13 protein-coding genes and 6 pseudogenes are annotated in these 13,387 nt (G+C 67.8%); 7 read left to right on the forward strand and 12 right to left on the reverse strand.

Annotated features, from left to right (window positions below; translation table 11 throughout):
• Positions 1-204, forward strand: a pseudogene (locus ACIG5E_RS18330) (transposase); the annotation flags it as partial.
• On the opposite strand, the gene ACIG5E_RS18335 reads toward ACIG5E_RS18330, so the two are convergent.
• Positions 201-2,324, reverse strand: a complete 2,124-nt coding sequence (locus ACIG5E_RS18335) for an ISAzo13 family transposase (RefSeq protein ID WP_396534458.1) — start codon at positions 2,322-2,324, stop codon at positions 201-203. The pseudogene ACIG5E_RS18330 and the gene ACIG5E_RS18335 sit on opposite strands and share 4 nt — an antisense overlap.
• A gap of 47 nt (positions 2,325-2,371) precedes the next feature.
• Between ACIG5E_RS18335 and ACIG5E_RS18340 the strand changes: the two are divergent.
• Positions 2,372-2,833: pseudogene (locus tag ACIG5E_RS18340) on the forward strand (transposase); the annotation flags it as partial.
• A gap of 421 nt (positions 2,834-3,254) precedes the next feature.
• Here the strand turns inward: ACIG5E_RS18340 and ACIG5E_RS18345 are convergent.
• The 7 genes from ACIG5E_RS18345 to ACIG5E_RS18375 form a co-directional block, all read right to left on the reverse strand.
• Positions 3,255-3,623 (reverse strand): peptidoglycan-binding protein, encoded by a 369-nt coding sequence (locus ACIG5E_RS18345; protein WP_396534459.1) that lies wholly within the window; start codon positions 3,621-3,623, stop codon positions 3,255-3,257.
• Positions 3,624-3,670: 47 nt separating this feature from the next.
• Positions 3,671-4,042, reverse strand: coding sequence for a peptidoglycan-binding protein (locus ACIG5E_RS18350; RefSeq protein WP_396534460.1), 372 nt, complete (start codon positions 4,040-4,042; stop codon positions 3,671-3,673).
• A 126-nt stretch (positions 4,043-4,168) separates the two neighbouring features.
• Positions 4,169-5,254 carry a peptidoglycan-binding protein gene (locus tag ACIG5E_RS18355; RefSeq protein WP_396534461.1) on the reverse strand — a complete coding sequence of 362 codons (1,086 nt, stop codon included), beginning with the start codon at positions 5,252-5,254 and terminating at the stop codon, positions 4,169-4,171.
• 88 nt (positions 5,255-5,342) lie between these two features.
• Entirely contained in the window at positions 5,343-5,744 is a 402-nt protein-coding gene (locus ACIG5E_RS18360) for a peptidoglycan-binding protein (protein ID WP_396534462.1), read from the reverse strand.
• Positions 5,745-5,769: 25 nt separating this feature from the next.
• A complete protein-coding gene (locus tag ACIG5E_RS18365) occupies positions 5,770-6,189 on the reverse strand; it encodes a peptidoglycan-binding protein (protein ID WP_396534463.1) in 420 nt (139 codons plus the stop codon).
• A 34-nt stretch (positions 6,190-6,223) separates the two neighbouring features.
• A complete protein-coding gene (locus ACIG5E_RS18370) occupies positions 6,224-6,634 on the reverse strand; it encodes a peptidoglycan-binding protein (RefSeq protein ID WP_396534464.1) in 411 nt (136 codons plus the stop codon).
• Positions 6,635-6,848: 214 nt separating this feature from the next.
• Positions 6,849-7,841 carry an AraC family transcriptional regulator gene (locus tag ACIG5E_RS18375; protein ID WP_396534465.1) on the reverse strand — a complete coding sequence of 331 codons (993 nt, stop codon included), beginning with the start codon at positions 7,839-7,841 and terminating at the stop codon, positions 6,849-6,851.
• A 1,256-nt stretch (positions 7,842-9,097) separates the two neighbouring features.
• Here ACIG5E_RS18375 and ACIG5E_RS18380 point away from each other — a divergent pair.
• Complete coding sequence (locus ACIG5E_RS18380) at positions 9,098-9,526, forward strand: peptidoglycan-binding protein (protein ID WP_396534466.1); 429 nt, start codon at positions 9,098-9,100, stop codon at positions 9,524-9,526.
• A 176-nt stretch (positions 9,527-9,702) separates the two neighbouring features.
• Here the strand turns inward: ACIG5E_RS18380 and ACIG5E_RS18385 are convergent.
• The 4 genes and pseudogenes from ACIG5E_RS18385 to ACIG5E_RS18400 all read right to left on the reverse strand — a co-directional run.
• A pseudogene (locus ACIG5E_RS18385) lies at positions 9,703-10,161 on the reverse strand (IS630 family transposase); the annotation flags it as partial.
• Between the two features lie 339 nt (positions 10,162-10,500).
• Positions 10,501-10,671, reverse strand: a pseudogene (locus tag ACIG5E_RS18390) (pirin family protein); the annotation flags it as partial.
• Positions 10,671-10,879 (reverse strand): annotated as a pseudogene (locus ACIG5E_RS18395) (hypothetical protein); the annotation flags it as partial. The pseudogenes ACIG5E_RS18390 and ACIG5E_RS18395, both read right to left, overlap by 1 nt.
• A gap of 89 nt (positions 10,880-10,968) precedes the next feature.
• On the reverse strand, positions 10,969-11,475 hold the full coding sequence (locus tag ACIG5E_RS18400; protein WP_396534467.1) for a DUF664 domain-containing protein: 507 nt from the start codon (positions 11,473-11,475) through the stop codon (positions 10,969-10,971).
• A gap of 586 nt (positions 11,476-12,061) precedes the next feature.
• Here ACIG5E_RS18400 and ACIG5E_RS18405 point away from each other — a divergent pair.
• The 4 genes and pseudogenes from ACIG5E_RS18405 (at position 12,062) to ACIG5E_RS18420 (ending at position 13,360) form a co-directional block, all read left to right on the forward strand.
• The gene (locus ACIG5E_RS18405) at positions 12,062-12,214 is read left to right on the forward strand and encodes a hypothetical protein (protein WP_396534468.1); all 153 of its coding nucleotides are present in this window, start codon (positions 12,062-12,064) and stop codon (positions 12,212-12,214) included.
• Between the two features lie 103 nt (positions 12,215-12,317).
• Positions 12,318-12,610, forward strand: a pseudogene (locus ACIG5E_RS18410) (DUF72 domain-containing protein); the annotation flags it as partial.
• A gap of 10 nt (positions 12,611-12,620) precedes the next feature.
• Complete coding sequence (locus ACIG5E_RS18415; protein ID WP_396534469.1) at positions 12,621-12,905, forward strand: acylphosphatase; 285 nt, start codon at positions 12,621-12,623, stop codon at positions 12,903-12,905.
• A gap of 263 nt (positions 12,906-13,168) precedes the next feature.
• A complete protein-coding gene (locus ACIG5E_RS18420) occupies positions 13,169-13,360 on the forward strand; it encodes a helix-turn-helix transcriptional regulator (RefSeq protein ID WP_396534470.1) in 192 nt (63 codons plus the stop codon).
• The last annotated feature ends 27 nt before the right edge of the window (positions 13,361-13,387 follow it).

Genomic DNA, 13,387 nt, shown 5'->3' on the forward strand with positions numbered 1-13,387 from the left:
ATCACCGAGGACGGCGGCCGCGAGGTGCTCGGGCTGATGGTCGGCGACAGCGAGACCGAGGTGTTCTGGGCCGAGTTCCTGCGCTCCCTGCGCGAACGCGGCCTGACCGGGGTCCGCCTGGTCATCGGCGACCACCACAGCGGCCTGGTCAAGGCGATCCGCAAGGTCATGCTCGGTGCCGCCTACCAGCGCTGTCGCGTTCACTGAACCTGTACGGAATTAAGGTGCTGGTTCTGCCGGCGTGTTGGGCCTCGTAGTGGTGCTGGCGAGGAGAGGGCTTCGGCAGTGCGGTGCGTGACAGGCGCCGGCGGGAACGTGATTCCGTCCTCTTCCAACAACGGGCGGACGTCGCGGAAGGCGTTCGTGAGGGTGCCCCTGCTGATCCGGAAGAGCTCGGTGAGGACTTCCCCAGTGCAGACCTTGCGGTCCATGAGGACGGTGGCCAGTACGCGCTCGGCGTCGGTGATCTTCTGTCGGAACACCCCGGCGCGGGTCCCAGGCTGGCGGTGTCCGCCGCGCTGTGTGAAGCGCCGGCGTTCGACCAGTGCGGCCTGCCGCTTCGAGAGCCCGTCGATCAAGGCATGGAGGTCGGTACGGCTCATGCCGGTCAGTGCTGGGTCGGAGAGCTGTTCCGGCAGCGGGGGTCGGACTTCGGTGGGTGGCGTTCCGGCGTGCAGGAACGCCACCAGGTCGTCCGGCTTGGTGAACCGGACTGCGGAGAGCCCGACAGCGGTGCCGGTGTCGTCCAGCAGTCGGCGCGTGTCGCCGATGGCCTTGCTGATGGTGCGGTCGCTGAGGGCGAGCATGTCGTACAGGACCTTCTGGGAACAGACTTGCCGCGTGTAGAGCACGGCGATCAGGACCTTGTCTGGGCCGGTCAGGAGGGGGCGGCCATGGTCGCCGGGTGCCTTGCGCCGTCGCCCGTCGCGCTGCTGGTAGCAGCGTTCTTCCCGCTGTTCGGCCTGCGCAGGAGCCAGCCGGTCGCTCAGCGCGGCCAACTCTTCCCGTGTCATCCCGGTCAGCATCGGGTCGGCCAGCATCTGCAGGAAGTGGGTGCGGGCCGTTTCCCCGGGAATGCGAACCGCCTCGTGCTCGCTGGGGCCCGGGCCGTCGGGGCGGATGGTGTAGTTCCACGTTCCGCGCTCGGGATGCTGCTCGATCGGGAGCGAGTCCAGGTACGCCTTGCTGACCGTGGTGCCCGTTGGATAGGAACCCGGGTCGAGTTCGGCCTCGATCTGTAGCCCGGTACGGGTCCGCGTCGCGGCGATGGTCTTGACGACAACTTCGTGGCTGACCAGCGGGCGGCCGCGCCAGTTCATCGCGATATGGGAGAACAAGCGGTGCTCGACCTTGTTCCATTTTGATGTACCGGGCGGAAAGTGACACACCGTGACGACCAGTCCCGTCTCGGCCGCGAAGGCAGCCAGCTCGGACTTCCAGACCCTGTAGCGGTAGCTGTTCGAGCCACCCGCGTCCGCGGTGATCAACAGACGGGTGGCGCGGGGGTAGTCATGGCGGCCGCGGGCCTGCCACCAGCGGCGGATGGAGGCGACCGCGAAGGTGGAGGTGTCGTGGTCGACGCCGACGTTGACCCAGCCGGTGTCGGCGGTCAGGTCGTAGATGCCGTAGGGGATGGCCGCGTCGCCCTTCGGTCCGGTGAAGAAGCTGTGGTCCTCTACCTGGACCGGGTCGCCCTTCGGCCGCCACTGGCGGCCCACGTTCGGCAGTTGGCCGAGCATCTCCTTCTTCTTCGTGTCCACGCTGATCACTGGTTCGCCGACGGCCTGGTGTTGCTTGACCTGCTCGTTGATGTAGCGGAACTGGGCGTCCCGGTCCGGATGCTGCTTGCCCTCCAGCGTCTTGACCTGGGCCTGCAGGCTGAACCCGTTCTCCTTCAGCAGCCGGCCCACCGTCATCGCCGAGACAGGGTGACCCTGGCGGGTCAGTTCCTGGGCCAGGCTCCGCAGCGATTTCGTCGTCCAGCGAAGCGGCGACATCGGATCGCCTCGCTCGTCCGGCTCGACCAGCGCCATCAGCGCGGGCACTACCCCGGAGTCGACCTCCTCGGCGCGTTTGCGTCCCCCGCCCGGCCTGCGTACCCGTCCTTCGGAAAGCGGCAGTTCACCGGCTTCCAGCTCGAAGACGCCTCGGCGGACCGTCGTCTCGCTCACCTCGGCGGCACGGGCGACGGCTCGGATGCCGCCATGCCCGAGCAGCCGGGCTTCCGTCGCACACATCAACCGTCGCTGCCGCTCGTTCAGATGCGGCAGCAACACCTCGAACCGCACGGCGAGTTGGCCGTGCTCCCCCTCCGGAAGCCTCATACCAGATCAACGACACTGGCAAGTGGAAGCAACATCTTGTTTCTCTACGGCTCCACTTCCTGCGCAATGCCTTCGCGGTGATCCCAAAGCAGGCGGCCGAGATGGTCGCCGCGACGATCCGCACGATCTCCGCCCAGCCGGCGGAAGCCGCGGTCCGGGCTCAGCTGGATACCGTCGCCGAGATGCTCGGCAAGCAGTTTCCCAAGGTCAGGCAGATGCTGCTGGAGGCCAAGGACGACCTGACCGCCTTCGCGGCCTTCCCGGAACGACATTGGAAGAAGATCCAATCGACCAACCCGCTCGAGCGGATCAACCGCGAGATCAAGCGCCGCACCGACGTCGTCCAGGTCTTCCCGAACGACGACGCGCTCCTGCGGCTGGTCACCGCCGTGCTCTTCGAGATGCACGACGAATGGATCGCCTTCCCCCGCCGCTACCTGCCCGAGGGCAGCATGGACCAGCTCTACCCCACCGAGCACACCCACGACGAACTCCCGCCCACCGCATGACCGTTGGCGCACGACCACTACACCAACTCAAGGGACACGACCCTGAGCTCACTGCCTGCGGTGTCGATCTCCCCCCACACACCGACAGCGCGAGCCCAGCGACCCCGGAGTCCGAGGAACCAACCGCTCTTCAGCTGTGAGTGCCACTGCCACAATCCGTTGATCTGGGACGACGGTTTGCCGATAGGCGGCGCTCCGCCCGCCGCATCCGAGATCACTCCCCATCACCCACGCCACGCAGCCCAATGCCACATCAGGTTGCCGTCAGGCGCGAAGTAACGCAGGGCGGTGAACTGAGACTCGACCCTCTTGATGTGCCCGTGCAGGCGACCTTTCGCCGCCACGCACCGATCGGAGCGTCCCCGCCAGACGAGCCACGCTCCCGGCGCTTGGGGCCGCTACGGCGGATCGGCCCGATCGACTACACGCACCAAACGGGGTACTTACCCTGGGTGGTCTGGTAGTCCAGCGCGGCCCAGGTCTTCGGGCCGACGATGCCATCGACCTGGAGGCCCTCGCAGGTCTGGAACTTCTTCACTGCGGCGAGGGTCTGGTCGCCGAACTGCCCGTCGACGGCCGGTCCGTTGTACGCGAGAGAGTTGTATAGCTCGCACTGCAACGCCTTGACCTCGTTACCGCTGTCGCCGTAGCTCAGCTCCGGCTCACTGGTGCTCCACCATCCGCAGAGGTTACTCGGAGACGTCGCGGCCGAAGCGCTGCCAGCGGTGGCCACACCGGATCCGATGGCCAGAAAGGTAGCGACCACGACGGCCGCGAGCTTGTTACGCATGCTTCTTCCTTCGGTACAGGTGGTCGGGAGTACTTGGTCGGGCCGGGTCAGCAGATGTAGTTCGCCGCGGTGTCGATGTCGCTCTGGTAGTCCAGCGCGGCCCAGGTCTTCGGCCCGACGATGCCGTCGACCTGGAGACCGGCGCACCCCTGGAACTTCTTCACGATGGAGAGGGTGTTGTTGCCGAAGATCCCGTCCACCTGCAGGCCGGCGCCGCGCACGCTGTAGTTGAGCTCGCATTGCAGCGCTTTGATCTCCGGGCCGCTGTCGTTGTAGCTCACCTCCGGCTCGTTGTCGCTGCTGAAGCCGTAGGAACTGCACACGGCGGGGGTGCTGGCGGACGCGGTGGTGGCGGTGCCGACTCCGAGACCGGTGAACACGACGGCTCCCGCGGCGATGGCAGCGAGCTTGGTACGCATGGGCGTTCTCCTTCGCAGGGACAGGTGGATGGGGCCCGGGACCGACGGCGAGGCGGCCGATGACGTGTCTGAGCGAACAGTCCTCGGGCGGATGGTGCCAGGTGTCACCCGCGCGACGCCCGGGGGTCAGGCGGAGACGTGGTACCAGTAGCCGCCGGTGCGCAGGCCGACGTAGTGGACGTTGGTGCCCGTCTCCTTCGCCTCGTACATCATGTCCGCGCCGGTGGCCGGGTCGGTGCCGGCGTAGAGCACGACGTGGGTGGTGTTGTGCGCGTCGGCGCCGAAGTACTCGACGTCGCCGGGGCGGCGCTGGGACTCGGTGATCGGGGTGAGGTGGCGGTCCAGGGTCTGCTGGTTGGTGTCGCCGCCGTTGGCGAGGTCGATGCCGGCGCCGAACCAGAAGGCCGCGCGGACCAGGCCCGAACAGTCCAGGCCGGCGGTGGTATTGGCCGGGCAAGGCTGGATCGAGCCGGTGTAGCCGTCGCAGGTGCCGAGCGAGGGGCCGGGACCCTCGCCGCGCAGGGAGTGGCCGCCGCCCCACACATACGGGACGCCCAGATAGTTCTTCGCCGCGTTCAGGACCTTGGCGGGGTCGATCGGGCCGCTGGGCAGCGGGGTGGGGGTACTGGCGTAGAGAGCGTTCTTCGTGTCCGTACCGACGACCCCGTCGATGGTCAGGGCGTGCGAGGCCTGGAAGTTGCGCACGGCGGTGTCGGTGGCCGCGCCGAACTGCCCGTCCGCGGTGAGGCGGCCCGCGTTGAAGGTGTTGAGCATCGTCTGCAGGGTGCTGACGCACGGGCCGCCGGCGCCGGTCTGCAGGTCGCCGCACTGGGTGCGCAGGTCCACGGTGCCGGAGGCGGAACCCGCCGCCGCGTCGAGCGCCGACTTGGTGGCCGGGCCGACGATGCCGTCGGCGGTCAGGCCGTGAGAGGACTGGAAGGTGCGCACGGCGGTGTCGGTGGCCTGGCCGAACTGCCCGTCCACGGTGATCTGGGCACCGGTCAGGTTCAGCTCCAGCTGGAGCTGGGTGACGCAGCCGTCGGCCTCACCCTGCTGCAGGTCGGCCGGGCAAGCCGAGGAGGTGAGCGGTATCGGCGTCGGCGCGGTCGCGGCGGATGCGGCCGAGGCGGTGTACGCGCCGACGCCGGTCAGTACGGCGGCCAGAGACAGGCCCAGCGACAACCGGCGCCGGGCGGGGAGAAGGGTACTCACAGGAGGGTCTCCAGAGCTCGTGATGCTTCGTCAGAGAGGGCGAAGTGCCACACCCCCTTTGCTGCTCGATGTGCTCGACGGGCAGGTGCTACTCGAACAGCCCCGAGTCGCTGGGCACGTAGGTGAAGCAGTAGCCGGACTTCCCGCCGTAGTACTGGTCGCCGTGGTAGAGGACGTTGTCACCGGTGAAGGGACCGACGATGCCGTCCGTCGGCAGGTGGACGAAGTTCTGGAACCACAGAACCTGGTCCTTGGTCTGCGGGCCCCAGACTCCGTCCTCGTCGACGGTCGCCCGGTTGTTCTGCCGGGCGACGTCGTTGATCAGATGCTGGACGCACCAGACGCCGTGGGTGTTGTTGGGCTGGTTGTCGCCGATGGAGGCGGCGGCCTCGGAGGCACTGGCGGCGCCCGCCGAGATACCGACGGACAGCATCGCGGTGCCGGCCATGGCCACCGCCACCATGGCGCGGCCGAAGGTCTTGGTGGTCATGTACCGCTCCTCCTGTGATGGATAATCAGGGACCATAGGTGGTGGGGATGTACTGCCAGCAGTAGGCGTCGTAGCTACCGACGTAGTACGGGTCCCCATCCCCGACGATCATGTCTCCGGTGAGCGGGCCGACGATGCCGTCGACCTGGAGCTTCTGGCCGTCGACGTAGGCGCTCGACTGCAACCACTCGACGGCCGCCTTGGTCTCCGGGCCCCAGATGCCGTCTTCCGCCAACAGGACGGGGTGGTCGGAGATGGTGGTGATGCTCAGGAAGTGATTGATGTTGTGTTGGACGCACCACACAGCGTGGGTGTTGTCGGCGTAGCCGTCACCGAGGGTCGGGGCGCTGGGGCCGGCGCTGGCGGGCTCGGCCAGAGCGAAGATGGCAGCACCGGCGACAGCAGTCGCAGTGACGGCCCTGGCGACATGCGACTTGAAGCTCACGTCGTTCTCCTCGCTTCGTGGTCGGGTCCGGGGCTCAGTCGGTGGACGGGATGTACTTCCAGCAGTACGAGTTCTGCGGGTAATAGGTGTCGTTGCCCGTGTAGTAGGGGTCGCCCAAGATCAGCACACGTTCGCCCGTCTGCGGACCGACGAGGCCGTCAGGCTGGAGCTCCTTGTATTTCTGGAACCAGACGATCGCGGCGTTGGTCTCCGGCCCCCACTGGCTGTCCTCGGCGATGTTCGGGAAGGCGTGGTTGGTCCAGTTGTTGATGAAGTAGTTGAAGTTGTGCTGGACGCACCACACGGCGGCACCGCTGGTGACGTTGCCGTAGCCGATGGTCGGCGCGTTCGGGTTGGCGCTGGCCGGGCCTGCCAAGGTGACGAGGGTGGCGCCGGCAACGGCGGTCGCGGTGGCGGCCTTGGCGATACGCGACTTGAGGCTCACGGAGGTGTCCCTTCCAGGGGTGGTCTGAACGCTCGGCCCAGACTCGTAACGCTGGCGCCGACGGGCGGTGAATTACATCCGGCCGCATTCAGGACCGAGCCTCCCCGAACCTTGATCACGCGGCTATCCACTTTCGGGTCGCCAGGGACTTCACGTTTGTGGATAGCCGAGCAGTGCCGGAGCTCCTACTCACCCCGGCCGGCCGGGCGCTCGCTCAGCAGCTTCGGCGCAGCGTGTCGGACGGCGACCGCCCGAAGGTCTGGCGGTACACCGCGCTGAAGCGGCCGAGGTGGGTGAAGCCCCAGCGGCAGGCCACGTCGGTCACGGTGCCCTCCGCTCGTCCGTCGGCGATGGCGAGGAGGTCGCGGTGGGCGTGATCGAGCCTCACCTGGCGCAGATACGCCAGGGGCGTGGTATTCAGGTGAGCGCGGAAGCCCTCCCTGAGGCTCCTTAGGCTGGTTCGCGCGGCGAGGGCGATGTCCGCCACCGAGACGGCCTCGTGCACGTGTTCCTCGCAGAACTCCTTGGCCCGGCGTACGGCGGGCAGGAGGGCGGTCGAGGCGCTGTCCGTCAGGGTGTCGCTCTGGGAGTGGCGTTGTGCGTCCAACAGGCCGTCGATCAGCAGCTTCTCGAAGTGCCGCACTCCCAGCGGAGAGCGGCGACTCAAGGGCGATGCGACGAACTCATTGAATCCCCGCGCGAGTTCGATCCACGCGCAGACCAGCGGATTCTGCTCGTCGAGCACCGGGCTGAAGCGCACCCGGGCAGTGGGGGCCTCGCCCCTCCGCACTTCCAAGGCTTGCGCGACGGCCCGGCCCGGAATAATGAGGATGCCGTTCCGTGCCTCGCCGTTCCACGTCATCGAGACTCGATGGCCCGGACCGGCGATAATCTGCGTGGACGGCAGGGGCACCCCGTCCACGGTGACGACTCCCGCGCCCGACATGGGCAGCTGAACGTTGTAGAAATCGCCAAGCTCTCCCGGGCAGACGGTGACGTCCGTGCCGTATCCGAGTTCGTAGAGCATCACCTCCCCTTCGTGCAGACAGCGAAAGCGCCCGTTCGGGCGTCGGTCGTTCAGCACGGTCAAACGATGCGGCGCGAGCCGCTCGGTGACGACATGATGCAGTCGGTCGATGTCGCCACCCTCGTACAGGAGAGCGGGATCGCCCTCAGGGCCGTTCCGGAAAAGGTCGTTGCGTGACACGGACGTACCTAGCCTCCGCGTTTCGGTTGGGGGTCGGGTTGGCTGAGTCGGGTTGTTCTCCGGACGGTGGTGCGCTACCTGTCGTGGTGGGAGCGGGCATGCCCAGCACCCGACGCGCAGTCGGGTGCTCCCTGGTCTTGGGACATGGGCGGTCATCGCCACCGAGTCAGGTCACGCTCGGAGCATCCCGGGCTGCGCGGGGCGCCTGATTGCTCGCCTTCCCGTGACGAACGCACCGGAACGCCCACCGCCGTGCACGCGGCGCCGGAGGTCGCGGGCAAGCTCGGCCACGGCGAGCGCGCCGGGTGAGCTTGATCCGCTGGACGCAACGATGTCCCACGCCCACGAGCACAGACAACCCGTCTCCATCCCACCCGGCGGACCGCTCCGTCCCACGCCGCCTACCTGCGACATGAGACGCCGGTCCAGCAAGGAGTGAGACCGCCACGGCCCTGATGGGACAACCGCAACCGCGGCTCCGCAGCGCGGCGCATACTGACACGAGCTCTTCGGGATGAGGCGTCGGCTGTTTCGCTGACGGGTGACCATCTGTGAGGCCTGGACACGGGACAGGGTGACGGCGCTGGCCTCGCGCGGGCCGCACGGGCAGCGATGCAAGCCGTCGGTACGGTGCCTGGAGAAGCTGGCCGCCTACCTCGACCAGGGGTGGGCGTGGCCCAAGGCCTTCGACGACCGGATCCACGCGCACAGCGACGAACCGGCGGCTCGGCGTGCCGCCGCGCGCCCTGCTCTTCCTCGGTGAGGTGGTCCGCGCCGGCCGCACCCGCTTCGCGGCCGCACTGTGAACCGCTGCCCTGGACCGCGTTGGCGCGCGCCTGGCGCGAGGCAGCCGCCACGGTCGTACAACCCGACGGGGGCATCTGGTCGCCCGCTGGCTCGACACGGTAGCCGCCGTGCTGGCGCTGCGCGTCACCCACCGAGTTGTCTATCCGCAAACGCGCGTCGCAGACGTCCCAAAGTGGATAGCTGCGAGACCGGCTCTCCAGGAGGCTGTATCTCGATGCAGGGCCGGACACAGCGCCGTCTGCGGGCCGCGGGCTGAATCAGCTGGTCGGCCAACTCGCAGGGTCCCGCCGGGCAGTTGTCCGGTCAACGACCACCACGGGTTACGGCGCACCGTCACTTCACTCTGCGAACCACAACAAAGATATCAACAATGAATTGCGATGGTCCTCATGGTGCATGCCACCGAACGACGGCCATCGTCTCGTTCGAACGGGGGGTACTAAGCAGTCATGACCAGCTTCACCAGGTTTTTCAAGCGAGCCGCTGTCGTACTGGCCGGCACGGCGCTGGCCGCCAGCACGGCAACCGTGAGCGCTAACGCCGCTGACGGAGTGCCGTCCATCGGCTACGGTCACAGCCTGAATGGCAACGCCGTCTGGTGCGTTCAGCACCAGTACAACTACTACGTCGGTACGCATTCCTTCGTAGTAGCCCTTTCGGATCTCCCGGCGTCGGTAGCGGAGGACAGCCAGTGGGGCCCCGAGACTCAGAACATGGTCATCAAGTGGCAGACGTTTTGGGGCCTTCAGCCTGACGGAATCGTCGGTCCCCAGACTGGACATCAGTTCCTCTGGGTCGGCGACCCGTACTACACCGGGAAGGGTAGCTCGAATCCGAGCAATGCCTACTGCTACGGGCTGATTCCGGGGACTCTCTGAGACAACGGCAAGCTAGTGAGCTGGTTCGGAGATGCGTGAGCAGTAGCGGCAGATTCGATCGATGATCTGGTCTGCGGTCTTGGTCAACTTGAACGGCTCGGCGTTCTCTTTCCAGACCTTGATCCAGTTTTCGAGGCTGGCCTAGAGGCTGTCCAGAGAACAGTGCACGCCGCGTTCGAGGCAACGCCGTTCCAGTTCGGCGAACCACCGCTCGACCTGGTTGATCCACGACGAGTACGTCGGCGTGAAGTGCAGCTGAAAACGCGGATGCGCCAGCAGCCAGCGATGCACCACGGGCGCCTTGTGAGCCGACAGGTTGTCGCAGATCACGTGGACCGCCAGACCAGGCTCGGTCTGGCGGTCGATCTCGTCCAGGAAGTCCCGGAAGTCCACCGCCCGGTGCTGCGCCGACAGTTTCCCGATCACTCTTCCGGTCGCGATGTCCAGGGCCGCGAACAGGTCGACGGTGCCGTGGCGGACGTAGTCGAAACTGCGCCGCTCGGGCACCCCTGGCAGCATCGGCAGCACCGGAGCGATCCGCTCCAGCGCCTGGATCTGCGGCTTCTCGTCGACGCGAACACCGCCGCGTTCGCCGGCGGCGCCAGATAGAGGCCCACCACGTCCCGGATCTTGTCGATCAGCAGCAGGGCCGGGAAGCCCTTGCCCCCCGCGCGCCAGGGCTGCAGTCCGAACGCGTGCCAGCGCACGCTGGAGGGCGAGATGCCGACCTGCCTGACCAGCGCCCTCGCGGGGCTCTCGCGGTGAGCAGGTTGTTGGTGAAGCGCCCGTCGGGGAGCTTGCGCAGCCAGCCCCGACCCGCGAGCTGGCTACAGATGCCCATACATGAGATTCGCGGCCGATCGCCGAAGCCGCCTTTCGCGACACGAACGTCCTTCCGGAACGGCGGATCGCAGACCGCCCGGACTACGATCCACCGCAATCCGACGCACCGCATCGCGGACGATAGGCCCAGGTCAGCGCACCCTCCCCCATGGCTTCAGGGGCAGTTGGGGCACCTCGGGAGCTGCAAGCCGGTCACCGTCGTAGCCGTGCACCTCGCCGAAGCGGGTGCCGGTCATCCAGCCCTCCCGCGCCTGCCTGATATCCTTATCAGTCCGGGCGATGAAGTTCCACCAAATGACGATCAGCCACAGCCAGCCGAGTTTCCAGCCCCACCGAACAAATGACCGACGGTTGAGCGGTGCTCGGGGTTCTCGAAGTCGAAGCGGCAGCCGGCGTCCCACTCGGAGTGCTGATTGCCGTGGGCCGGAATGCCGCGGCATCCTTGAGCATGCGGGCCAGGTGGAGCTGGTTCCAGATCATGAAGGTGGCGTTGCGGTTGGTGAAGTCGCTGCTCCGCCGGAGCAGAGCGCCGGGTTCGGGGTCTCTCCGCCTGTCGGGCGGGCCGTCACACACCCTGCCTCGCCTTGGGTCGCGGGCCGTCAGCGCCGGGCCAGCAGGCCTCGAACGTAGGCCGCCTGGCCGACGTGCTCGAGGTCGTCGGAGATCACACTGATCAGACGCACCCCCAGGGTGACCGGGGGCTGCCACGACTCGTCGACGATCTTGGCGAGGGACCGGTTGTCGAGGCCGCGCACATAGTCGACGGTCCGTGCGTGGACGGCCTCGTGGTAGCCCACGAGAAGGTCGGCGGTGGCGGTGACCTTGGCGACCTGCGCAGGTCGGTGCCCGTAGCCGGTGGCCGACGCGGCGAACGGCAGGGCGAACCGGCCCACCCAGCCGTCGGCGGTCCACACCTGTTCACGGCCGGCCGCGTCGGCGAGGTGGTCGTCCTGCACCCGGGTGAGGTGCCAGACCAGCCAGGCGATCGAGTTGGCCGAATCCTGCACCCGGAACGCCAGCTGCTCCGGGGTCAGGCCGTCGACCACGTCGGCGACCGTTTCACGGATCCTGCCGAACGCGTCCACGAGAAGATCGCTGCTGGTCACACCGGCCACAGTGGCCTCCCGGTCGAGTACCCCGCCCCACCGGCGGCGTAGCGGGTCACTCGCCGCCCCGACGATTGTGTCCCGCCCGTGGGGCCCCGGCCACCCGGGCCCGACGCGCCGTCGCCCGGCAGCCTCCGGGGCGGGCGCCGAGCTGCACGGTCAATGATCTTGCGACCAGGGCGGGCGGCCGGGATCAGGCAGGGGCGGCGACGGGACGGAAGACGATCCGGGCGCTTCCCATCTCGGCGGACGCAACCCTGGCCCGAATGGCCAGGTCCCTGGTGGAACCCGTCCGCCTGACGGCAGGGATCTGCATCGAGGCCGACCGCCACGACGACCGTTCCTTCACGTCCAGGCCCTCGGCCCGCTCATGGACGGTCTCGTCCGGCGGGGCCACCCTGACGATCACGGACGACTACGAACCAGACCGGACGAGCCCGGCGGCCGCTCGCCTCGTCGAGCTGCTCGCCCCGGCCCGTGTCGTCTCCCACCTCGCGCACGTAATGACCGTGTCGCCGGTCTCCATCGAGGCCACCGTCCGACCCTTTGCGCATTCCCGCTCAGCGCCTTGGCGCTGGACGAGACAATGACGTGCCGGTTCACCGTCGACCCCGCGACGGGCATCCTGCTACGGACCGAGGCGGTGGTGGGGGCCCGCACGGTCTTCCGCCACGTCGTCACCGAGCTGGGCCCCGAGGAACCGGCTCAGCCGGTGCCGATCGACTCCACCGAGCGGTGATCCCGGGCGACGCCGATGGCGGTGCGGCTTATCACGGGCCGCTCCCGATCCGCCATGCCACGCTCTTCCTTCGCCCGGGTCGGCCGACGTCTCGCCGACCCCACGCCAGGCCGCCGCACTGTGCTGGGCGGACCGGGGGTCACGCCTGGTCACCCCGCTTTGGCGGACTTGCGAATGGGGCTACTTGCGCTGCCACGCCGGTCGGGCCCGGCCCCGGCCCCGGTACGGGCGGCAGGCGCTGGCCGGCTGGGTGGGCCGAATCGCCGACAGCTGGGCGGACTCGCCGCGGTTTACGTGTACTTCAACAACGACCTGAGCGGCGCGGCGGTGCTCGATGCGAGCGCGTTCGCGGCCGCAGCCGCGCGGTCGGGCTGTACCATGACCCGGACACCGTAGGGAGTGGGCGATGATCCGCAGCCGAGTGATCGTCTCCGGCGAGGTGCAGGGGGTCTTCTACCGCGACACCTGCCGTCACGAAGCAACCGCGCAGGGCGTGCGGGGCTGGGTGCGGAACCTGCCTGACGGCAACGTCGAGGCCGTGTTCGAGGGGAACCCGGCCGCCGTCCAGCGACTCGTCGAGTGGACCAGGCAGGGGCCGCCACTGGCCATCGTGGATCAGGTCCTCGTCTGGGAAGAACAACCCGAGGGCCTGACCGGCTTCGAGATCCGGGCAACGCCCTGGCACGGCTAGAAGCCCCCGGAAGTCGGAGATCAGTCGCTTCGGCGGCGCGCCCGAGGCAAGCAGTCGTCGCACGGCGTTGGTGACCAGCGGCCACTCCGCCGACTGCGAATCGATGAGGCCGAAGTGCACGCCTCCTTCGGGCACGCTCGGTGATCGGGTCAGATGGCGACGCTTCTGCGTGCTCTGTATCACGCGGCCGCGGCGCGACCAAGTCACCCTGTCCACCGATATTTGGGCTCCGTCAAATCCGGTTGGCCACACAGGAGGAGCCCGTGCCTGAGCAGTTCATGAGTGTCAAGCAGACCGCCGAGTACCTGAACATGTCCACTGCGTGGGTATATCGGGAGGCGCCTCGAGTGGGGCTTTGCCCGTACCGGTTCGGCAGCGGGCGGAACGCGAAGCTTCAGTTCAAGGTGTCGGAAGTGCAGGCATGGGTGAGGCAGCAGCGACTGTCAGGTGAGTGAACCCACGTCTGTAGTGAGGGTCTGCCC

It is taken from the genome of Kitasatospora sp. NPDC053057 (assembly GCF_044546945.1).
Lineage (GTDB): Bacteria > Actinomycetota > Actinomycetes > Streptomycetales > Streptomycetaceae > Kitasatospora.